The sequence below is a fragment of the Microlunatus soli genome (assembly GCF_900105385.1).
In the GTDB taxonomy this organism is placed as follows: Bacteria; Actinomycetota; Actinomycetes; order Propionibacteriales; family Propionibacteriaceae; genus Microlunatus; species Microlunatus soli.
Genome location: NZ_LT629772.1, coordinates 6,287,653 through 6,309,265, shown reverse-complemented (window position 1 = coordinate 6,309,265; position 21,613 = coordinate 6,287,653). Strand labels below are relative to the sequence as shown.

The following is a 21,613-nucleotide window of genomic DNA, read 5'->3' as shown; positions in this document are numbered from 1 at the left end:
CCGGTAGGGTCGGCCCAAATACCCCGTTCGACAGTAGGAAATACCCATGCGCCCCGACGGACGCCCTCGGCAGCTCCGAGAACCGCCGAGCACGGCCCGCCCCGACTCCACCCTCCCCGACTCCAGCCGGCCCGACTCCATTCGGCCCGACTCCAGCCGGCCCGACTCCAGCCGCCGAGCAGCCGGACAGCCCCGCCGCCGCGACATCGACGCGATGCGCGTCATCGTGTTCAGCTGCGTCATCGCGGCCCACGTCGTGACCTACGTCGGCGACTTCGAACGCCGGTCCGTCGCGGCCTGGGGGATGGCCATGCACTTCACCCGGTACGCGTTCGTGTTCATCTCCGCGCTGGTGCTGATGTACGGCTACCGGGACCGGGAGCTGGCGCCGGCCCGCTTCTGGCGCCGCCGGTTCGGGGCCGTCGTGCTGCCGTACGTGGCCTGGTCCTGCATCTACTACGCCGTCGAGTTGGCCGTCGACGGCAGACCCGGATGGTGGCCCGGCATCACCCGGCTGACGACCCAGCTGCTCACCGGTGGCGTCTGGTACCACCTGTACTTCCTGCTGATCTCGATCCAGCTGTATGCCGTCTTCCCGCTGCTGCACCGCCTCGTCCGCGGTGCGTCGATCCGCCGGTCGGTGGCGATCCTGGTCGGCGGCGCCGTCCTGCAGCTCGGCAGCATGGCCGCGGTCTCGCTGCTGCCAGCACCGCACTCGATTGCCGGCTATCCGTGGCGGCACCCGGACACCCAGTTGCCGATCTACGCGTTCTTCATCGCCGCCGGAATGCTCACCGCGCTGCATCGAGATCGGGTCGACCGGTGGATCCGGGCCCGCCCGGTGCTGATCTCAGTCCTCTTCGGAGTCGGCGTGGTGGTCACGATGGGCGTGTTCCTGATCCGTTCCAGCGCAGGCTCGGCGATGTTGGCCTCGCTGCCCGCCTTCCCGACCATCCTGCCCTGGGCCGCGGGTGCGACGCTGGTGGTCTACGCGCTGTGCATCACCTGGGATCGCCGCGCACCGGCCGGCGGACGGACCGCCCGACTGGCCGCGGCGGGCGCACACCGGGCGTTCGGCGTGTTCGCCCTGCATCCGCTGGTTCTCTGGGCCCTGGACCGCTGGTTGTTGCCCGCCCTGAACGCCGCCGGCGTCGGCACTCCGACCGAGATGGTGATCTTGTTCGTCGGCACCGTCCTCGGCACCGTGCTGCTCGTCGAACTCCTGCTCCGCACCCCGCTGAGCAAGGTCCTGACCGCCCGCCCGCGGATGTCCTTGCGGCGCAGCCGCCAGGATCGCAACGATGTCGACCGGGCAGCACGGGTCAGGAGCTGTTGAGGATCGTCGCTGTGAGCGCAGCGACGACAATCGCGACCGCTTCGGACCTGGCGGCCAGAATCAACAACCTCAGCTCCAACCGGGCGTGATTCTCATCGCCATCTCGCTGCTCCCGGTGCTGACCACGGACCTGCTGCGCCGACACCGGACACCGAGAGCCACCCGGACCGACATAATGATCATCATGCCGGCCAGCGACTACGAGTTCTTCGACGTGCCCTTCCTGGCCTTTGCCCATCGCGGCGGCGCGGAGCTGCCGGCCAACGTGGGCAAGGAGAACACGCTGTACGCCTTCGGCAACGCTGTCGAGCTCGGGTATCGGTACCTGGAGACCGATGTGCACGCCACCGCCGATGATCAACTTGTCGCGTTCCACGACCCGCGGCTGGATCGGGTGACTGATCGCACCGGAGCGATCGGTGAGCTCAGTTTCAAACAGGTACGCAGCGCCCGGGTCGCCGGCGAGCTGCAGATTCCCACCCTGGCCGAGTTGATCGAGGCGTTCCCGCAGGCACGCTTCAACATCGACTGCAAGGCCGAGGGCGCGGTCGCCCCGCTGGCCCGGCAGATCCTCGACCTCGGCATCGGTGACCGGGTCTGCGTCAGCTCCTTCGGGGTCGACCGGCTGCGCCGCCTGCGCAAGCTGCTGCCGGGGGTGGCGTCGGCGGTCAGTTCCCGCGGGATCGCCCAGCTGCGTTTCCTGCCCTGGCTGACCAGAGTGCCGTTGATCAAAAACCTGATCGACTCCCCCGGCGTCGCGCTGCAACTGCCGGTGACGACCACGATCGCCGGCCGCGAGGTCACGGTGGTCACCCCGTCGTTGGTCAAGGCCGCGCACCGCTCCGGACGCCAGGTCCACGTCTGGACCGTCAACGAGTCCGCGGAGATCGAACGGCTGCTCGACCTCGGAGTGGACGGCATCTTCACCGACCGCCCGGACACCCTGAAGTCGGTGTTACAGGCACGTGGCCTGTGGACCGCCGGATCGGAGCGCTGAGCAGATGAGCAGCGGGCAGCTCGAACCGACCGACCGGGCACCGGCCAAACGCCGTACGGTGCTGGCCTGGGCGCTGTGGGACTGGGGCTCGGCCGCGCAGAACGCGGTGATCACCACGTTCGTCTTCGGTCCCTACATCGTTCAGGGCGTGGTCGGCGACGCCCGTCCGGGCGGCCTGACCGGCAACACCTGGGTCGGCATCTCCACCGCGGTCGCCGGTGTGTTCATCGCGTTGATCGCCCCGATCAGCGGCAAACGCGCCGACGCCGGCGGACACCGGCGGCGCAACCTGGCGGTCTGGTCGGGGCTGATGCTGCTGACCATGATCGGCCTGTTCTGGGTGAAGAACGAGCCGAGCTATCTGTGGCTCGGTCTGCTGTTGTTGGCGGCCGGCAACGTGTTCTCCGAGTTCGCGGCGGTCTCGTACAACTCGATGCTGCCGCAGGTCTCCACCAAGGCCACGATCGGCCGGGTCTCGGGCTTCGGCTGGGCGATGGGCTACTTCGGCGGCATCTTCCTGCTGTTGATCTGCTACGTCGGCTTCATCTCCCCCGACGTCGGCTGGTTCGGCGCCGGAGACGAGGGCGGGCTGCGCTACCGGGCCATCGCGCTGATGGCGGCCGCCTGGTTCGGGATCTTCGCGTTGCCGGTGCTGTTCGCCGTACCGGAGGCCCCGGCGGCCGGCGGGGTCAAGGCAGGTCGCGGCATCATCGACTCCTATCGGCAGTTGATCCGCGACATCGTCGCGCTCTTCAAGGCCGACCGGCATGCGGTCTACTTCCTGCTGGCCAGCGCGCTCTACCGTGACGGGTTGGCTGCGGTGTTCAGCTTCGGTGCGATCCTCGCGGTCAGCGTGTACGGGATGGCCAGCGGCACCGTCCTGATCTTCGGCGTGGTGGCCAATGTCGCCGCTGCCCTGGGAGCCGTGGCGATGGGCCGGGTCGAGGACCGGATCGGCCCCAAGCGGGTGGTCCTGATCTCGCTCGCCGGGCTGGTGCTGATGGCCTGCACGCTGCTGGTGGTGGCGCTGCTGCAGCCGCCGAACATCACCACCTTGTTCTGGATCTTCGCGCTGCTGATGGTGCTCTGGGTCGGGCCGGCACAAGCCAGCTCGCGCTCCTATCTGGCCCGGATCGCCCCACCGGACCGAGAGGGCGAGCTTTTCGGCCTGTACGCAACCACCGGCCGGGCTGCCTCTTTCCTGGCTCCGACACTCTTCGCCGTGTTCTCTGGCCTGTTCGGCGATCGGATCGGTATCGTCGGGATCATCCTGGTGTTGGTCGGTGGTGCGGTGGCCCTGTTACCGGTCCGCCCGCCGCGGTCGGCACCGGATACCGATCGAGCAACCGGATCGGGGCACGACCTCCAACAAACCTGAAGGAGCTGATCGGATGCACCAGACCAGGATTTGGACCTGCCGCTACGGTTGAATGTTGGATCGCGGATACCTCCACGCTTCGGCCCGGCAGTTTGCCTGGCGTTCGTGATTCGCGTCACTGCGTCGGTGTTCTTTACTCCGCAAAGGAACAAGACGCACTGCTGGACCGTTGACCAAAGCGAACACATCGGGAGGAAACAACCATGGCTGATCGTTCTCTGCGTGGAACGGGTTTGGGCTCCAAGAGCTTCGAGGACGAGACAGGCGTCGAGTTCGCGGCCCGTCAGGAAATCGGATACATCTGCAGCAACCAGCACGAGTACGCGCTGACCTTCGCCGAGGAGGCCGAGATCCCGGCCATCTGGGAATGTCCGCGTTGCGGTGCCGAGTCCTTGCGCACCGATGGCACCAAGCCGGAGGCCAAGGAGGAGAAGCCGGTCCGTACGCACTGGGACATGCTGCGCGAGCGCCGTTCGATCCCGGAGCTGGAGGAACTGCTCGCCGAGCGGCTCGACCTGCTGCGTTCCGGTGAGCTCGGCCCCAACTACGCCACCGCCGGTGCCGGCAAGTCCAAGAAGACCGCCTGATTCTGAAGGACCGCCTGGGCCGGGTCCGTTCCGAACGGACCTGATCCAGCAGCAAGGGCGTCGCCACACACCATGATTCCGGTGTGGCGGCGCCCTTTGTCGTGCTCAACGCCGGCGGTGTCGCCCAGGAGTCCGAGGTCAGCGATCGTCGATCTCGCCACGGATGATGACCGGGCCGTCGTCGGAACGTGGTTTGCTCGGCGGTACGTCATCGACGACCTCGCCCTCGATGACGTCACCGTCGGCGAATCCGCCCCGTCGGCGGCCGAAGCCGCCCATCGAGCCCATCCCGGAGAGATCGCCGAGGCCGGTGATCCGGCGTTCGAGGGCGCCGGTCAGCAGCGTGCGCGGTAGCCGTCGGGTGAACGGGATCAGGCAGATCAGGGCGATCAGGTCGGTGATCAGTCCCGGGAAGATCAGTGCGAGTCCGCCGGCCACGAAGACCGCGGTGTCCGTCGCGTCGGTCAATTGCCCGGCCGAACGGGTGTTCGGGCCGGTCACCGCGTCTGGTTGCATCGATTCCTGCAGCGATTCCAGCGCCGACCGCCAGCGCCGCCGGCTCAGCCAGGCACCGACCAGCGCCTCGACGATCACCAGTGCGAGCACCGGGAGCAGGCCGATCAGTTGTCCGAGCTGGACCAGCAGAATGATCTCGACCACCGGCAGCACCACGAACAGCACCACCAGGATCGCCAGCGTACGACGTCGAAGCCCCATCAGCGCATCCCTCCCACGTCTCCGATTGTCCCAAATCGGTCCAACTCACCAACCCGGAACGAGACCTGATCCTCCCCTGGTTTCCGGCCCAAGCACCAGCGCTGCACCGGTTGCGTACCTTCGCACCACGTACACGCGGTGCGAAGGTACGCAAATGGTGCGGCGGGGCCGGGCAGGAGCAGGGGCGGGGGCCGGTCAGGAGCGGGTACGGCGGCGGGCGACGACTGCGGCGACGCAGCAGACCAGGGCGGCCAGGGCGATGCCGCGTTCCAGCCACGGGGCGATCCGGACGGCCGGAGTGATCTCGGTCCGCAGCGGCATCGCGACGACGGTCGAGTCGGCGGTCCGTTCGGCGGTCTTCCACTCCACCTGACCGTCCCGGCCGATGAAGCCGGAGACGCCGTTGGTGGTGGCGACGGCGATCTCCCGGCGGGTCTCCATCGCCCGGGCCCGGGTGATCGCGAACTGTTGGCTGACCTGGCCGGTGCCGCTGTAGGTGGCGTTGTTGCTCTGCACCATGAACAGCTGCGATCCCGACGTCACCACGTCGTACATGGTGTCGTCGTAGGCCAGCTCGAAGCAGATCGCGTCGCCGACCGTGACCTGCTGCTGCGGTCCGTTGTTCAAGCTCAGGTTGACCTTCAGAGCGCCCGGCTTGGTGCCCGGGACGGATTGCGCGCCGACCAGCTTGAGGATCGGGAAGATCGGCAGCAGTTCATCGCGGAACGGGATCCACTCCCCGAACGGGACCAGGTTGCGCTTGTCGTAGCGGGCCGTGATGCCCCGCTGCGGATCCCACCACAGGCCGGTGGTCTGCCGTTCGTCGGGACCGGGTCCGTTCATCACCGCACCGACCAGGATCGGTTTGCCGGCGACCGCCGCGGCGGACTGCACCTGTTCCTCGGTGATCGCGTCGGCGGTCGGGTCGATGTCGGTGGAGTTCTCCGGCCACAGGATGAAGTCCGGCTCGTGATAGCGGCCCTGTTGCGCTTCGGTGACCAGTTTGTCGGTCTCGGCGACGTGGTTGGCCGTCACCGTACGCATCCGACCGAGCGCCTCGATCCCCTTGCCCGGCACGTTGCCCTGGACGATGCCGACGTGCGCGACCTGTCCGGTGCCGTCGGCCGGATCGGGGTTCCAGCCGCGCAGCGCCAGTCCACCGCCGATCAGGATCAGCCAGGCCGCCAGCGCCGGCAGCACGGCGCGCAGCAGCAGGGTCCGCGGCCGTCGTCTCCCGGTCCGCGGCGTCGAAGCGACCGCGATCGCCACCCAGGCCAGGCACTGCGCCAACAGCGGCACCACGAACGACAACCCGGCTACCCCGATGAACGGCAGCAGGCCGGCCAGTGGCGTGTCGACAGCGGTGTAGGCGGTCCGGGTCCAGCCGAATCCGCCGAACGGGTACCGCGAATACAGATACTCCACGCCGGTCCAGACGCCGGCAGCCATCGGCGGCCAGAACCGGAACCGGCCGACCAGGCCGATCCCGATCCCGAGCAGGCCGAAGAACAACGCCTCGAACGCGATCAGCCCGACCACGCCGAGCAGCGCGACACCACCGCCGCCGACGATCACCCGGACCCAGATGATGGCGACGCCCAGCATGGCGAGCCCGAAGAAGAACCCGACGGCGAAACCGCGACGCGGACGGGTGCCGTGCACTGCGACGCTCAACCCGGCGATGCCGAGGAAGGCCAACGGCCACAGCGCGTACGGCTGGAAGGCGAACCCGACCGCCAGCCCGGACACCACGGCAAGCAGCAGCCGTACCGGCAACGGCATCGCGATCGTCCCGGATCGCCGGTCACCTGCTACCGGGGCGTCGCGTCTGAGCACCAGGCGAGCCTACCTTTCGGTTCAGGTGCCTCGGACCCGCTCTCAGCTCCTCAGACGACGGGCCGGTCCTCGTACGGGGTGGACAGCACGACGGTGGTGTGGGTGGAGACTCGGCCCTTGCTGCGGATCACGGCCAGCAGCTCCTCCAACTCGGCGGCACTGCCGACCTGGACCTTGAGCAGGTAGTTGGCTTCGCCGGCGACCGAGTAGCAGGACACGATCTGTTCGATGTCGCTGAGCAACTCCGGCGTGTCGTCAGGTTGTTCGGCGAAGAACGGCTTGACCTCGATGAACGCGGTCAGCATCAGACCGAGCGCGTCGCCGGCGATCATGGCACGATAGCCGGTGATCACACCCCGCTGTTCGAGCTTGCGGACTCGCTGTTGGGCGGCGGAGGTGGACAGGCCGGTCGCCTTGCCGATGTCGGTGTAGGACATCCGTCCGTCGCGGGCAAGCAACGAGAGGATCTGTCGGTCGAGCTTCTCCATGCGGCTAAGCGTGCCAGTATTCGGGGTGTGATGACGCAAAGATTGCTGGTTCTGGACACCGCATCGTTGTATTTCCGTGCCTTTTTCGGTGTACCGGACAGTCTCCGGTCCCCTGACGGCCGGCCGATCAACGCCGTACGGGGGCTGCTGGACTTCATCTCCCGGCTCACCGACGAATACCGGCCCACCCATCTGGCCTGCTGCTGGGACAACGATTGGCGCCCCGCATGGCGGGTGCAGCTGATTCCCAGCTACAAGGCGCACCGGGTCGCCGAATCCTCCGGATCCGGGATCACAGAGATGTCCCACTCCGCGGCCACCAAGGTCGAGGACTCCCCCGACGACCTGGCCATCCAGATCCCGATGATCATCGACAGCCTGAACGCCCTCGGCATCGCGATCGTTGGCAAGGACGGCTACGAGGCCGACGACGTCTGCGGCACCCTGGCCCGGACCTCCGGCATCCCGACCGAGGTGGTCACCGGCGACCGCGACCTCTTCCAGCTGGTCGACGACGAGCGGCGGATCCGGGTGCTCTACACCGCCCGCGGTGTCGGCAAGCACGATCGGGTCGACGACGCGTGGATCCGGAACCGCTTCGGGGTGCCGGCCGCCGGCTACCGCGATTTCGCCACCCTGAAGGGCGACCCGTCCGACGGGCTACCCGGGGTGGCCGGCGTCGGGGAGAAGACCGCTGCGTCGTTGATCACCACGTACGGCAGCATCGAGGGCATCCTGGCCGCGGCAAGTAGACCGGACTCCGCGATCGCTGCCGGGGTCCGGGCCAAGCTGGCCGCGGCGATCGACTACCTGGCCGTCGCCCCGGACGTGGTCGGCGTGGTCGATGATCTTGATCTCGGCGTCACCCTTGATGATCTGGTGTTGCCCGACGCCCCGGCCGACCCCGATCGCTTCGCCGAACTCACCGAGACCCTCGGCCTCGGTGGCAGTGCCGACCGGATCCGCGCAGCGCTGGGCACCGAAGGTCGCTGAGCCTGTCGACGGGTCACCAACCTCGAAGGGTCAGCAACCTCGCAGAGTCACCGAGCGGTCCTTCGACAGGCTCAGGAGCCGTGCCGGACCGGTTGTCGGAGGATGGTTCTGAGTCGTTCGGTGGCGGTTCGCCGCGGGTCGCTGAGATAGATCTCGTGGTGCTTGCCTGTCATCCGCAGCCCCTGCTGGGGAATGACGTGGTCATGGAGCTCTGCGAGGACCGGCGCCTCGTCGTCGTAGCTGCCGACATGCAGGGTCTGCACGGACAGTCCTTCGTCGAAGTGCTCCAATCGAAGGTCCGCCAATCGTGGCGCTCCGCCCTTGCCGGCAACGGTTCGCTTCGCCTGCTCGACATGGGCAGCTGTCAACCAGTCCGGGACCATGATCATCATCGTCCAGTCCCAGCGGGACTTGTCCCGGTCGGTGGTGAAGGAGTCCATCGACTCCGACCACCACAATCCCTCCAGCGGCATCACTGCGTAGTCACGTTCGAGCGTGATCTTGCTGAAGAACTTCAGCGCGTAGGCCACCGGATACAGCGTGGCCAGCGTGTCCCGGTAGGCCCCCGAGGTGTTCGGGTCACCGTGCCCGTCGATCATCAGGAACTGCAACTCGGGCACCGTTACGACGTCGAATCGGCCGCGTTGTGCAGCGTAGCCGGCGATCTCCTTCTTGAAGTCGATCTTCATCGCGGGCGCCCTGGCCGCGCACCGGAGAAGGCGATCTCCAACACGGCGTCGATCTGGTCGTCGTCCAACGGTCGGGTGTGCAGCAGCAGTCGGTAGTAGATGACGCCGTACAGCAGGTCGATCAGGCCTTGCAGGTCGATGTCGGCCCGCAGCTCACCGCGTTCGACGCCGGTGGCGAGCCGGCGTCGGCAGGCCAGCACGGCCGGTTCGATCACCCGGTCGAGATGGGCGCGGGACAACCGCGGGTCGGATTGAGCTGCCGCGACCAGGCCCTGGTAGACCCGGCCGACCCTGGTCGTCAGCAGTCGGGACACGCCGAGCATCTGAGTGCGCAGGTCGGCGACGATGTCGCCGGTGTCGGGGAAGTCGACGACGGCGTCCAGACTCTCGTCCAGGGCGTCGAGGGTGACCGCACCCTTGGACGGCCACCAGCGGTAGATCGTCTGCTTGCCGACTCCGGCCTGCCGGGCGATCGCCTCGATGGACACCTGCTCGTAGCCGAGGTCGCCGACCAGTTCGACGGTCGCCGCGAGAATCGCGCGACGGGACTGTTCGCTCCGTCGGTGCGGATCGGGCGACGCAGCCGGCATGACGCCACCCTATCCGAGACGAGACGGTACGTCTTGACTCGCGGCGAGACGCTCCGTATCGTCGCGAGCGAGGGCACCGACTGTGCCATCGTCATCCGTCCGTCACAGGAGCGCCCGCCATGTCTCGTGTCGTCCCCGAGGGTGCCGACCTCGAGACCGATGCAGGTCTGCGTCCGGGCTGGCGCGAGTTCATGGCCGCCGCGATCGCGTTCGTGATCATCTTTGCCGGCATCGTCGCCTGGAGCCGGTTCGGGCCGGACCTGTCGAAGCAGATCGCCGGCCTTGTCGAGTACGCGCTCTCCGCGATCCTCGGTCTGGGGGCGTTCGCGGTGGCTGTTGCGGCGCGGATCCGCAGGGTGCAACCGTTCGGGGTGCATCGGGTGGCCGGCAGTTGGCTCGCCATCGGTGCCGTGTCGGGACTCGGCACCTTCGCCGTCGGTCTGCTCGTCTCGGTCGGCTACATCACGCTGTCCGGTGACCAACGCGTCATCCAGGGCGACTACCAGGCATCGGCCGGCGCCGGCCCGCTGTTCCTGATCGGCACCCTACTGCTGGGGTCCGTGGCGACACCGATCGGCGAGGAATTCCTCTGGCGCGGTGTGCTGGCCAACGTGCTGCTGCGACACCTCCCGGGCTGGATCGCCGTGATCGGCTCGGCCGCGCTGTTCGCCGTTGCGCACGGCATCAACGCCGTCGCCCCGACAGCGTTCGTCGTCGGCCTGGCCACCGTGCTGCTGTTCCGCAGGACACGTTCGGTGTGGCCGGGAGTCTGCCTGCACGCCGTCCACAATTCGCTGTCGACCTTCTTCCCGCTCGCCATCGCCGCGCTGAGCTGACCACACGGCGAACTCGGCACCCGTGTCGGTTCGGCATCGGAGCGGATCGAGCGGGATCAGGCTGGGCGTGGCTCCTCGGCCGGCGGAGGATTCTCAGCCGGCTCGCCGATCAGCGTCCGCACCTGCTCCAGGAACGGTTCGTCATCACCTGGGCGGTCACCCAGATAGTGTCGGCGGACGACATCGCGACGGTCGGCCAATGGATCGTTCTGCAGCAGGTCCTGCAGCGCGTCGACGCTGCCGGAGGTGCCTTGCTCGGCGACAGCCGCATAGTCGATCAGATAGGCGGCCTCGGTGCTCGGCAGGTCCGCCCGGGCCGTCTCCATCGCCTGCCCTCGCGGCAACACCACAGCGTACGGCTTGCCGGTGGCGAAGTAGTCGACCAGCACGCTACCGACGTCGGTGATCAACGCGTCGGAGGCGTCGAACGCGTCGGCCACGTTGGCATCCCGGCCCTCGGCGGCCAGCCGATGCGGCCGGCCCGAACTGTCCCGGTCCTTGCGGAGCAGATCGTCGATGGCGACGATCTCGGACCGTTCCCGGGCGCCGAGCCAGCTGAACGGGTGCGCCCGGAAATGTACGACCGCGCCACGTTCCAACAGGCCGGAAACGATCTTGGCTCCGACCGGCAGTGAGCTGAGCGTGGTCTGGGCGTTGTAGCCACGCCAGGTCGGCGCGTACAGCACGGTGGGCCGCTCCACCTCCCCGATCGTCCGGGCGGCCTGCTGCAATCGCGCCATCTGCGGTCTGCCGACGATCACGAACTTGTCCCGCGGGATGATCACCCCGGCCTGGTCGTAGCGATCGATCGCGGCCTGGCCGGCGACGAACACCAGGTCGAACATGCTGTGCATCGGGTGCACCGACAGCTCCTTGTCGGAGTCGCCGTGCCCGAGGTAGACGTGTTTGAGACTGCGGTAATTGACGAAGCTTGCGTTCTCGGCGGTCCCGTTGACGTAGAACGCCACCTGCAACGACGGAACCGTGATCGCGTCCAGGTCACTGCCGGTCGGCAGCACCACGATCGGCGCGGTGGTCACCGCCTTGGTCGAGCGCACCGCCTCCGGATAGCGCAGCGCCACCAGGTACGGGAGTCCGAGCCGCTCCAGGATCGGGATCCACATCGTCAGCTGGTACGACGCATCGTTGCGGCGACCGGTGTAGATCACGAAACGTGGCTGGTAGGCGTCGATCGCCTGCCGCAGTGCCGCGCGGTGTCGGGATCGGCCGCGACGGGCGCGATAGGCCATCGCGAGGTTGGCGATCAGTCCCAGGCCGGCGATCAACATCAACACGAAGGCGACACCGCCGGGCAGCCAGAGCATCACCAGGACCATGATCAACACGATCGTTCCGGCGATCGCCTGACTGCCGCGTCCGGTCGGGACCGGCAGCGGCTGTCGATAACGCGGCAGCTGGATCGCGCTGACCTCCTTCGGACCGTGCACCGCACTCAGCAACGGCAGCGCGACCACCTCGCAGGCGGTGCCGATCGACGCAATGATGCCCAGCGCGCCGTGTCCACGGATGTCGGCCAGGACAGCCAGCGCGACCGCGACGGCGACCGAGATCGGCAACATGCCGATCACCGAACGGATCAGATTGCGGGGGTTCATCCGACCACCGCCCCGGCGAGCAGCCGATGGGTGGCATCGACGAAGCCGTCGGCCGCGCGCGCGGTCGGCCGATCACCGAGGTAGTAGACGCGCACCCGTTCCCGGTCGGCAGCGAGTGGGTCGGTGATCAACAACTCCTCCAGTGTCGGTTCCAGGTCGGTCAGATCCTCGGCGATCGTGTAGCCCGCGGCTGCAGCGGGCGCCTCGGCGACGAGCTCGTCCTCGGTCCGACCGACCGCAACCACCGCGAACGGCTTGCCGGAGGCCAGGTAGTCCGAGATCACCGCCGACACATCGGTGATCATCGCATCCGAGGCATTGAAGCATTCCTCCACTGTCAGCTGTTGCTCGGCGGCGTCACCCCACAGGTGCTGGCGGCCGGTCCGGTCACGGTCGGCGGCGAGCAGTTCCCCGATCTCGGCAATCAGCCGCCGGTCGGCGTCGAACCGGTAGTTGAACGGGTGCGCCCGGAAGATCACGCGGACGCCGCGCGCCAGCAGTGCATCGACGATCTGCTGACCGACCGGCAGCGAATAGACCCGGCTGTCGGCGTACGGACCCTGCCAGGTCGGGGCGTAGAGCACGGTCGGTTCGTCGGCGCGTTCGGCGGCCGGCCGGATCACCTCGGTCTGTGGACGTCCGACGATCCGGAACTTCTGCTCCGGGATCGTCACCCCGTGCCGGGCGTACCGGTCGACGGCCGCCTGGCCGGCGGCGAAGATCAGGTCGTAGATCGCGTGCACCGGGTTGTAACAGGCCGGCTTCTCCGAGTCACCGTGGTTCAGCCAGATGTGGGTCAGTTCGCGGCGTTCGATCAGATGCGTGTTGCGGACCGCGTTGTTGACGTAGAAGGCGAGCTTCAGGCTGGGTACGACGGCCTCCTCCAGGCTCCGCAGCGTGGCCCGGTAGAGCACCGGGACGTCGGTGCCCCGGGTCAGCTGCCGGATCTCCTCCAGCATCGGCAGCGACCGTGTGATGATCACGAACGGTCGCCCGATCCGCAGGAAATACGGCAACCACATGCCGATCTGATAGCTCGCCCCGATGCCGGAGCCGAAATAGACACAGAATTCGGGGCCGATCCGCTGCAGCACCGCCGGCACCTCGTCCTCGGCCGTCGCCGCGGCGACCAGCCGGGTGCGGGCCGGGCCGACGACCGTGATCATCACCGCTGCGTAGCCGACACCGATCGCCAGCAGCAACCATCCCAGCGGCGCCGTCACCAGGGTCGACAGCAGCGTCACCAGCCATCCGACAGCCGCGGCGACGAGGGCGACCAGCGGCAACCGCGCGACCATCCGGGAGGGACCCGGCAGCGTCAGTCCGGGCAGGTTGTCGGCGATCACACCGGGATAGCTCCAGGCCTGTCGAACCGCCCACTCGGTGACCAGCGCCAGCGTCATGATCAACACACCGACTCCGGCCGCCGCGCCGGGCAGGTCGGAGTTGATCAGCGAAACGCCCGACGACAGCAGCAGGATCAGCCGTGGCCCGTCCAGCGTCGTGTCCGCCCGCATCCGCCCGGTCAGTGTCAGACCGGCCACCAGCACCGCGATCAGCGCGGCAACCGCACCGATCCAGACACCTGCCGTACCAGTGCCCGAGCCGCCGGCCAACGCCAGCACGGCCAGAATGCCGGTGATTATGGTGCGGGCCAAACTGTCCAGGTTGCGCCGGACCGTGTCCCGCCCGATCGTGGTCGAACCGTCGTCGGACTCGGCGACCTCGGCGACCTGCGGTGCCGGCACATCGCAGGCGACCCGGACCGCGTCGACGAACACGTCGGCGTAGCCGTCCACCGGAGCGTCACCGAGGTAGTCGGCCCGGACCGCTGCACGGGTGCCGGCCAGCCGGTCCTCGCCGGGGGTCAACAACTCGTCCAGCACCGAGTCCAGCCGATCAAGATCATGATCGATCAGATAGCCGGCTCGGGCCACCGGATAGTCGGCCACGAAGTCGGCGTCGTCCGGCGTCGTCGGCGGAGCCACCATGGCAAAGGGTTTGGCCGAGAAGAGGAAGTCCGAGACCACACTGGAGACATCGGAGATCATCACATCGGCGGCGTTCATGCAGCCGAAGGCGTCCAACTCGGTCTCCGCGGCGGGACCGTAACGATGCCGGCGGCCGGTCCGCCGCGCATCCTCGGCCAACGTCTGTTTGATCCGTTCGATGACCGCGGTGTCGACCTGATCCTCGTAGCTGAACGGGTGCGGACGGAAGATCACCTCCGCACCACGGTGCAGCAGTGCGTCCACAAGGGCCTCGGCACGATCCAAGGAACTCAGCGCCGTTTCGCTGACATGACCGCGCCAGGTCGGCGCATAGAGCACCACCGGGGCCGCGCCGGCGGCGCGGGCAGCGATCCGCTCCGGGGCTGCCGGGGTGATCACCTCGACCTGCGGTCGGCCGACCACCCGGAACTTGCTCTCGTCGATCAGCACTCCGTGTTCGGCGTAGCGCCGATTGGCCGCCGGCCCGGCGGTGAAGATCTGGTCGTACATCGCGTGCGTCGGGTTGTACGACGGCGGCTTGTCGGAGTCGCCGTGCCCCAGATAGACATGCGTCAACTGGTGATAGCGGATCAGCGCACCGTTGCCCGAGGAGGCGTTGACGTAGAACGCCGCCCGCAGCGAGTCGGTCATGATCAGATCCAGATCGGCAACCGACCGGCAACACACCACCGGCACCTGGACATCCGAGGCTGCCGCAACCGGAGCAATCGCCTCGGCCGGCAGCTCCTCCCGGGTGATGATCATGAATCGCCGCCCGGCCCGGGCCAGGTACGGCAGCCACATCTGCAGTTGGTAGGACGCGTCGTCCGGTCGAGCGGTGTAGAGCAGAAACTCCGGCCGGTAGGCCTGGACCGCCTCCGGCAGTCTGCGCCGGAGCTCGGCTGCAACCCGGCGTCGGTCCCGGACCTGACGGATCAGCAACGCCACCGGGACGGCGCCCAGCACGGAGATCAGCAGGATCAGCCAGCCCGACAACCCCGCCGCCGCGATGATGCCGGCGGCGACGGTGCCCAGCAGACCGATCGGGGCGATCCACCAGGCCGCCCTGGTCCGGTTCGGCAGCGTCGCCGCCCCCGGAAGACCGCTGACGAAGGGCGCGGGCAGCCGCAGCAACCGCACGACGAACGGTTCGACCGCGACGGTCAGAACCAGCCCGATGACACCCACCGTCGCCGGCACCGTACGGCCCGCGGGGGCGCTGGGATCGACGGCAAGGATGAGCACCGCGACGGCGGCCGCCATCCGCAGCGCGCCGAATCGGCCGAGTCCACCGAAACCGCCGGCGATCCCCCAGCGCCGGCCGAGAGGCCCGGCACGGTAGAGGGATTCCCGCAGATCCTCGGGATCGGCTGTTCGCGGGAACCGCAGCACCAACCAGATCGCCGCGGCCAGCAACCCGGCCAGACCGATCCAGCGTCCCCAGTCGATCCCGGCGTCCGCTCCGGCGCCGAGCCGTACGCAGCAGCAGGCCGCGACCAGGACAGCAGCGACTCCGAGGTCGGCAGCCGTCGCCGCCTTCCAGCGACCCTCGACCGCGGCCGGTCGCTCGATGCCGGTCCGGCTCATCCTGTCTGACTCATCGTCGGGGGCAATCTCCTGTCTGAACAACGGGCGCGACGCCTGAGTCTAGTGTTGCCGGTGCCGCCGAACGCCGTACGACTCAGCTGGCTGAGGTCAGGTGGCGGCGCGGCTGAGTAACTCTTGAGCTGCCGCTTCGCCCGCGTGGCGCGCGCCCTCAGCCTCGGTGCCGTGCCGCCCGGTTAGTCTGAGCCCCGCGATCGGGCCAGACACGGTGGCCGCGTGACAGCGAAAGGTGAGATGTCGGTGTTGGGAAACGCCAGGAGGCGTACGCGTCGGATGGCCGGACGAGTTGCGGAGCGGTTGCCTGCTCCGGCTCAGCGCGGCATCCGTGCGGGATGGCGGCGGCTCCGTCCGTACGCCAAGCGGGTCTTCTACTCCCGGCCGGCGTCACCGCTGGTCAGCGTCGTCATTCCGGTCTACAACGTCCAGCGCTATCTGCCGGCCTGCCTGGACAGCGTGCTGTCCCAGTCCTATCAGCATCTGCAGGTCATCCTCGTTGATGACGGGTCACCGGACCGGTCGATCGACATCATGCGCAATTACGCGGCCGAGGACCGTCGGATCCAGATCGTCCAGCAGCCCAACGCCGGTCTGGGTGCCGCACGCAACACGGGTGCCCGGCATGCTCGCGGTAGCTTCCTGATGTTCATCGACTCCGACGATGTACTCAAGCCGGACGCGATCCGGACCTATGTGCGCACGTTGCGCCGTACCGGTTCGGACTTCGCCGTCGGCTGCTACGAGCGGATGAACAGCACCCAGACCTGGCCGGCGGCATGGTGGATCCGGTCCACGCACCGCTTCTCCCGGTTGGGCACCACCCTGGTCGAATCGCCGGATGCCTGTGTCAACGCGGTGGCCTGGAGCAAGTTCTACCGGCGGTCGTTCTGGGAGAAGAACGGCTTCGCCTTCCCGGTCGGCGTGCTGTACGAGGATCAGGCGCTGTCCACCCGTGCCTACGCCACGGCGGCGAAGTTCGACATCCTGGCTACGGTCACCTACGGCTGGCGGGTCCGGGAGGACCGGTCCTCGATCACCCAGCAGTCGACGGCGCTGAACGATCTGCGGGCCCGGCTGCATGCCCTGGAGAACTCGCTGGCCGAGCTGGATCGTCCCGATCTGCAGCATGTCCGCAACGTCCGGCTCGGCCAATATCTGAGCAACGATCTCCCGTTGTCGATCAAGACTGCGCAGTTTGCCGACGACGAGTTCTGGGAGCTGCTGACCGATGCGCTGCGGCGGCTCACCGATCATGCCGACGACGAGGTCTGGGATCGGGTCTCGGCCCAGCATCGGGTCGCGATCAAGCTGGTCACCGAGGGACACCGGGATGCGGTGATCGACTTCGTCGGCCTCGGTCACAACAACCCCAAGAACATCCCGCCGATCGTTGCCGACGGCAACGTCTACCTGGACACGCCGGCCCGGCAGGTGCTGGGGCTGCAGGCCACCGATCCGCTGCTGGCGCTGGCCGATCATCAGCTCGGTCTGGTGTCCAGCATCCGCCGTGTCTACTGGGATCACGATCAACGTCTGCACGTCGAGGGCTGGGCCTACATCGACAATGTCGATCTTGCTCAGTGTGAGACCGATGTCCGGATCGTCGCCGCTGTCCGGGACACCGATCGCGAAGTTGATCTTGCCGTCCAGATGCGTCCGTCGGTCGAGGTCACCCAGGCCAGCAAGCATCGCTACGCCGACTACCGGCCGTCCTGTTTCCATGCCGTCCTGGACCTGTCGGCCGAGGGCCTGGGGCCGGGTACGCAACTGCAGTTGATCGCCCGGGTCAGTTCGGGTGGGATCAGCCGGGAGGCACTGCTGCGGGGTCCGGAACCCGGCGGTTCGGCCGGCCGGCTGCAGTCCGGCAACCTGGCCGACGGCACCGCTGTCGAAGTCTCCTACACCGGCAAGACCGGACTGCTGGTGAACCTGGTCGAGCCGACCTGCACGGTCCGGGACGTACGGTTGGACGGACGACAGCTGACCGCCGAGGTGGTGGGCAGTACGAACTTCGATCCGCATCAGCTCGAGTTGTCCGCCGAGGACGGCGCGGCGGTCGTCCGAACCGCTGTGCAGCGCACCGCTACCGGACCGCGCATCGCGTTGACGCTGCCCGACCACGGCGACGCGATGACGGTCGAGGGTTTCCAGGGACGGAACTGGGTCGTCACCGCGCTCGCCGACGACGGGACCCGCGCTCCCCTGTATTGGCCGGACTTCGACAGCGCCGTACCGAACGAGTCCTACGTCCGCACCCGGGCCGTCCGCACCCCGCGCGGGATGCTGACCGTGATCGACGAGCCCGCCTCGGTGCGGGTGGACGCGGTCGAGGTCGTCGAGGGCACGCTGCGGGTGCATGGCCGGCTTGCCGGCGGTGCGGTGACGGATCTGCAGCTGGCAGTGCAGACTCCCAGGGCGCGCGCCGGTGCGGAGCTGGTCGATTCCGGTGACGGTGCGTTCAGCGCCGACATCGCCTTGGTCGCCGATCCGTGGCATCTGGGCTCGCTGCCGTTGCCGACCGCCGACTACGACCTGGTTGCCACGATCGGCGGCGTCGCCGTGCCGGTCCGGTTGACCGACGAACTGATCAGCACGCTACCGATCGACTTCCGCAGCGAACAGTTGCTGGGCAAGCTGCGACTGCGCAAGCCGAATGCCTTGTCGGTCCGGCTGCTGCCGCCGCTGGCCGACGACGAGTTGGGGGCTCGCAATCAGCAGCGGCTGCAGGATCGGCTGGGCGAGCGGGTCGGAGATCCGAGCTACGAAGCAGGGGCGGTGCTGTTGCGCTCCTACTACGGCGAGATCTGCGGCTGCAACCCGCGTGCGCTGCATGAGTATCTTCATGATCATCCGGTTGTCCCCGGTAGTCCGCACCGCATCTACTGGACCGTCAAGGATTACTCGGTACGGGTTCCCGAGGGCGGCGTCGCGGTGCTGCACGACAGCGCCGAGTGGTATCGGCTGCTGCACGAGGCGCAGTTCTACATGGACAACATGCACCAGCCGATCTATCACCACAAGCCCGCGCATCAGGTGCAGATCCAGACCTTCCACGGCTACCCGTTCAAACAGATGGGTCAGTCGCACTGGGCGATGCAGGGCCGCGACATCGCCCACATCCGGTCCTACCTGGAACGAGCGGCGGACTGGGACTATCTGGTGTCGCCGGCGTCCTACGGCACCGCCGCGCTGTGCCGTGAGTTCGGCTACCCGCGGCCCGCGTTGGAGATCGGCTATCCGCGCAACGACGTCCTGTTCTCCACTACCGCCGATGCGATCGCCGAAGCAGTACGGCGCCGGCTGGACATCCGCTCCGACCAGACCGCCGTGCTCTATGCGCCGACGTTCCGCGACAGCATGAGTGAGAACGACAACACCGCGGCGATGGTCGATTTCCTCGACCTCGATCGGCTCGCCGGCGAGCTCGGCGACGACTACGTGATCATGGTCCGCGGGCACGCCTTCAACGCTCGGCTGAGTGATCGGGTCGGCAGTCACGGGACGGTCATCGACGTCACCGACTACCCCGACATCGCCGAGCTGTGCCTGGCTTCCGATGCGGCAGTGCTGGACTATTCGTCATTGCGTTTCGACTATGCCCTGACCGGCAAGCCGATCCTCTTCATGGTCCCGGATCTGGAGGAGTACCAGAACGAGGCCCGTGGCTCGCTCTGGAGCTATCAGCCGACCGCTCCCGGTCCGTTGCTGAGCAGTACCGACGAAGTGATCAAGACGCTGCGTGATCTTGATCGGGTCAAGCAGGACTATGCCGAGGACTACCGCCGCTTCCGGTCGGATTACCTTGATCTTGACGACGGTCACGCCACCGAACGGCTGGTCCGAGCAGTCTTCGAGGCTGACTCGTCTCGTCTCGCCGGCCCAGCCAAGGGCCCTGAGCCTGTCGAAGGGCCTGACGCGCCCTGAGTCTGTCGGGGCAGCCAACTCGACCGACAGAATCTCTTTCCAAATCTGTGGATAACCCTTCCTGGCTTGGGATCCCTGACGACCCAAACTGTCAGACGTTCCATCTACTGTTGGTCACATGATCGATGGCAGCAGGCTGATCGACACCGCCCTCTCCGGGCCCGGTGTCGATCCGACCTGCCTGACCGACGACCAACTCCTCGCCCAGGTCGAAGCAACCGACCGACTCGAACGCACCGCCGGCACCAACCGGCTTCGGTTGGCAGCGATCTTCGCCGACCAACACCCTGCCGACAGCATCGCCGCCCACCAGTTGGCCATCCCCGGCGGGGACCGGCCCATCCGACCCGGCGGCGACGGCACGCCCGAGTTCACCCGATTCTGCGTCACCGACCTCGCCGCCACGATGCACAAATCCACCGGCACCGCCGAACGAATCATCGCCGACGCCCTCGACCTCCGCCACCGCCTCCCCCGACTCTGGGCGCGACTCTGCAACTACGAAGTCGCCTCACTCGACTGTCAGACCATCGCCCGCCAAACCCGGCATCTGACCTTGGAACAGGCATTGGAGGTGGACCGGTCGATCGCGCCGATGGTCGGACACTGGTCCTGGAACAAACTCCTCGCCCAACTCGAAGCCACGATCATCCGAATCGACGCCGCCAACATCAAAAAACTCGCCGAAGAAGCAGCACAAGACGTGGGCGTCTTTATGAACCAGAGCAACGAACACGGCATCAAGGGCATCTACATCCTCACCGACTCACCCGCCGGGATCCGCTTCTACGCCCAAGTGACCCGGATCGCCGACATCCTCGCCCGCCGCGGCCACACCGGCACCAAGAACCAACGCATGGCCGCCGCCATCGACGTCCTGGGCAATCCCCTCGACGCGATCCGGATGATCGCCGAAGACACCGAACCGACCCTATTCGATCCAGACCTGGATCCTGACGACGACTCCCTGTTCTCGAAACCGGAGTCCAGCGACGGCGACGCCAGGACAACCCGACCGACCGCATCCGACCAGCCCGGCGCGCACGCCTCCCAGGACCAGTCGACCGAGACCGGGTCGCCCGCGCCCGACCGGACAGCCACGTGGCCGCCTGATCACAACACGGCCTGTGAGCCGCAACCCGATGACCACGACTCCGAGGACGAACCGCCACCCGACCCGCTGGACGACGACGGCGCCACCGACCGCTTCCCCCGCGTTGATCAAGATCAACGCCTGGCCGAACTCGCGATCCGCGCGATCAGCAAGATCGACCCGGCCAAGTTCCGACCCAACGCCACCCTCTACGTCCACATCGCCAAAGAAGCCCTCGACACCGGACTCGGCGTCACCCGAGTCGAAGACATCGGCCCCATGGTCAGCAGCCTGGTCGCCGACTGGCTCGGCCACTGCAACATCACCCTCAAACCCGTCCTCGACCTATCGGTCGACCTGACACCAGTGGACTCCTACGAGATCCCGCGGGCGATGCGGGAACGACTGTTCCTCAAACACCCCGGCAGCATGTTCCCCTTCTCCGGGGCCGTCGGGCGTCACCTTGATCTTGACCACAACATCCCGTTCGTCGAAGGGCTCCCGGCACAGACCCGAGAGGACAACCTCTCCCCCGACGGCCGCCGGGAACACAACGTGATCACCCACGGACTGTGGAAGAGGCGACGACCCGAGCCCGGAACCCTCTTGTTCCGGGCGCCGGAAGGCAGAGTGTTCCTGGTCAACGCGACCGGCACCTACGACCTCGGTCGTGGCAGTTTCGCCCAACACATCTGGCAGACCAGCGCGCCCACACCTGACGCCGCCTGACCACGACAGCACCCGCGTTCCCGACCGTTGCCTGCGCTGTGGGCTGCCCGGTACCGGCTGAACGGACGTGGCCGCAGCCGTGCCGCAATCACACTCGCCACGTCTGGCTGCGCCGGCCGGGCCTCCACGATCCGCCGATCCAAGCGTTCGTTGTCGCCTGGCGGTGTCAAAGCCACGGGTAGCGGGCCCTAGTCGTCTGGCTGTCCGATGC

15 protein-coding genes are annotated in these 21,613 nt (G+C 67.5%); 8 read left to right on the top strand and 7 right to left on the bottom strand.

Going from position 1 to position 21,613, the window contains the following annotated elements; translation table 11 throughout:
* Nucleotides 1–46 precede the first annotated feature (46 nt).
* From BLU38_RS28865 to BLU38_RS28850, 4 genes are all read left to right on the top strand, one after another.
* Nucleotides 47–1,336, top strand: a complete 1,290-nt coding sequence (locus BLU38_RS28865) for an acyltransferase (RefSeq protein WP_157683810.1) — start codon at nt 47–49, stop codon at nt 1,334–1,336.
* Nucleotides 1,337–1,421: 85 nt separating this feature from the next.
* The gene (locus BLU38_RS28860; RefSeq protein ID WP_407939630.1) at nt 1,422–2,333 is read left to right on the top strand and encodes a glycerophosphodiester phosphodiesterase family protein; all 912 of its coding nucleotides are present in this window, start codon (nt 1,422–1,424) and stop codon (nt 2,331–2,333) included.
* Nucleotides 2,334–2,337: 4 nt separating this feature from the next.
* Nucleotides 2,338–3,711 (top strand): MFS transporter, encoded by a 1,374-nt coding sequence (locus tag BLU38_RS28855; RefSeq protein WP_091533338.1) that lies wholly within the window; start codon nt 2,338–2,340, stop codon nt 3,709–3,711.
* Between the two features lie 203 nt (nt 3,712–3,914).
* Nucleotides 3,915–4,298: an RNA polymerase-binding protein RbpA gene (locus BLU38_RS28850; protein ID WP_091530512.1), complete on the top strand. Its 384-nt coding sequence runs from the start codon at nt 3,915–3,917 to the stop codon at nt 4,296–4,298.
* 138 nt (nt 4,299–4,436) lie between these two features.
* On the opposite strand, the gene BLU38_RS28845 is transcribed toward BLU38_RS28850, so the two are convergent.
* The 3 genes from BLU38_RS28845 to BLU38_RS28835 all read right to left on the bottom strand — a co-directional run bounded on the left by BLU38_RS28845 (nt 4,437) and on the right by BLU38_RS28835 (nt 7,339).
* On the bottom strand, nt 4,437–5,015 hold the full coding sequence (locus BLU38_RS28845; RefSeq protein WP_091530509.1) for an FxsA family protein: 579 nt from the start codon (nt 5,013–5,015) through the stop codon (nt 4,437–4,439).
* 195 nt (nt 5,016–5,210) lie between these two features.
* The gene (gene lnt / locus BLU38_RS28840; protein WP_091530506.1) at nt 5,211–6,851 is read right to left on the bottom strand and encodes an apolipoprotein N-acyltransferase; all 1,641 of its coding nucleotides are present in this window, start codon (nt 6,849–6,851) and stop codon (nt 5,211–5,213) included.
* A 50-nt stretch (nt 6,852–6,901) separates the two neighbouring features.
* Entirely contained in the window at nt 6,902–7,339 is a 438-nt protein-coding gene (locus BLU38_RS28835) for an Lrp/AsnC family transcriptional regulator (protein WP_091530502.1), read from the bottom strand.
* Nucleotides 7,340–7,369: 30 nt separating this feature from the next.
* On the opposite strand from BLU38_RS28835, the gene BLU38_RS28830 reads away from it, so the two are divergent.
* Entirely contained in the window at nt 7,370–8,332 is a 963-nt protein-coding gene (locus BLU38_RS28830) for a 5'-3' exonuclease (RefSeq protein ID WP_091530499.1), read from the top strand.
* A gap of 71 nt (nt 8,333–8,403) precedes the next feature.
* Here the strand turns inward: BLU38_RS28830 and BLU38_RS28825 are convergent, their stop codons facing one another.
* Nucleotides 8,404–9,021, bottom strand: a complete 618-nt coding sequence (locus tag BLU38_RS28825; RefSeq protein ID WP_091530495.1) for a GyrI-like domain-containing protein — start codon at nt 9,019–9,021, stop codon at nt 8,404–8,406.
* Complete coding sequence (locus tag BLU38_RS28820) at nt 9,018–9,611, bottom strand: TetR/AcrR family transcriptional regulator (protein ID WP_091530492.1); 594 nt, start codon at nt 9,609–9,611, stop codon at nt 9,018–9,020. The genes BLU38_RS28825 and BLU38_RS28820 overlap by 4 nt, the downstream gene beginning before the upstream one ends.
* 119 nt (nt 9,612–9,730) lie before the next feature.
* Between BLU38_RS28820 and BLU38_RS28815 the strand changes: the two genes are divergently transcribed.
* Complete coding sequence (locus BLU38_RS28815; RefSeq protein ID WP_091530489.1) at nt 9,731–10,447, top strand: CPBP family intramembrane glutamic endopeptidase; 717 nt, start codon at nt 9,731–9,733, stop codon at nt 10,445–10,447.
* 56 nt (nt 10,448–10,503) lie between these two features.
* Here BLU38_RS28815 and BLU38_RS28810 read toward each other — a convergent pair whose 3' ends face one another.
* Together BLU38_RS28810 and BLU38_RS28805 are read right to left on the bottom strand one after the other, a co-directional pair.
* Nucleotides 10,504–12,063, bottom strand: a complete 1,560-nt coding sequence (locus BLU38_RS28810) for a CDP-glycerol glycerophosphotransferase family protein (RefSeq protein ID WP_091530486.1) — start codon at nt 12,061–12,063, stop codon at nt 10,504–10,506.
* Nucleotides 12,060–15,641, bottom strand: a complete 3,582-nt coding sequence (locus BLU38_RS28805) for a CDP-glycerol glycerophosphotransferase family protein (RefSeq protein WP_091530482.1) — start codon at nt 15,639–15,641, stop codon at nt 12,060–12,062. The genes BLU38_RS28810 and BLU38_RS28805 overlap by 4 nt, the downstream gene beginning before the upstream one ends.
* Nucleotides 15,642–15,875: 234 nt before the next feature.
* Between BLU38_RS28805 and BLU38_RS28800 the strand changes: the two genes are divergently transcribed.
* Nucleotides 15,876–19,580: a bifunctional glycosyltransferase/CDP-glycerol:glycerophosphate glycerophosphotransferase gene (locus tag BLU38_RS28800; RefSeq protein WP_157683808.1), complete on the top strand. Its 3,705-nt coding sequence runs from the start codon at nt 15,876–15,878 to the stop codon at nt 19,578–19,580.
* Nucleotides 19,581–19,698: 118 nt separating this feature from the next.
* Nucleotides 19,699–21,402, top strand: coding sequence for a hypothetical protein (locus BLU38_RS28795; RefSeq protein ID WP_091530476.1), 1,704 nt, complete (start codon nt 19,699–19,701; stop codon nt 21,400–21,402).
* Nucleotides 21,403–21,613 lie beyond the last annotated feature (211 nt).

Coding starts and splice junctions, on each gene's coding strand:
- BLU38_RS28865 (WP_157683810.1), top strand. CDS start 47: ATGCGCCCCGACGGACGCCCTCGGCAGCTCCGAGAACCGCCGAGCACG.
- BLU38_RS28855 (WP_091533338.1), top strand. CDS start 2,338: ATGAGCAGCGGGCAGCTCGAACCGACCGACCGGGCACCGGCCAAACGC.
- BLU38_RS28850 (WP_091530512.1), top strand. CDS start 3,915: ATGGCTGATCGTTCTCTGCGTGGAACGGGTTTGGGCTCCAAGAGCTTC.
- BLU38_RS28845 (WP_091530509.1), bottom strand. CDS start 5,015: ATGGGGCTTCGACGTCGTACGCTGGCGATCCTGGTGGTGCTGTTCGTG.
- BLU38_RS28835 (WP_091530502.1), bottom strand. CDS start 7,339: ATGGAGAAGCTCGACCGACAGATCCTCTCGTTGCTTGCCCGCGACGGA.
- BLU38_RS28830 (WP_091530499.1), top strand. CDS start 7,370: ATGACGCAAAGATTGCTGGTTCTGGACACCGCATCGTTGTATTTCCGT.
- BLU38_RS28825 (WP_091530495.1), bottom strand. CDS start 9,021: ATGAAGATCGACTTCAAGAAGGAGATCGCCGGCTACGCTGCACAACGC.
- BLU38_RS28820 (WP_091530492.1), bottom strand. CDS start 9,611: ATGCCGGCTGCGTCGCCCGATCCGCACCGACGGAGCGAACAGTCCCGT.
- BLU38_RS28815 (WP_091530489.1), top strand. CDS start 9,731: ATGTCTCGTGTCGTCCCCGAGGGTGCCGACCTCGAGACCGATGCAGGT.
- BLU38_RS28810 (WP_091530486.1), bottom strand. CDS start 12,063: ATGAACCCCCGCAATCTGATCCGTTCGGTGATCGGCATGTTGCCGATC.
- BLU38_RS28805 (WP_091530482.1), bottom strand. CDS start 15,641: ATGAGCCGGACCGGCATCGAGCGACCGGCCGCGGTCGAGGGTCGCTGG.
- BLU38_RS28795 (WP_091530476.1), top strand. CDS start 19,699: ATGATCGATGGCAGCAGGCTGATCGACACCGCCCTCTCCGGGCCCGGT.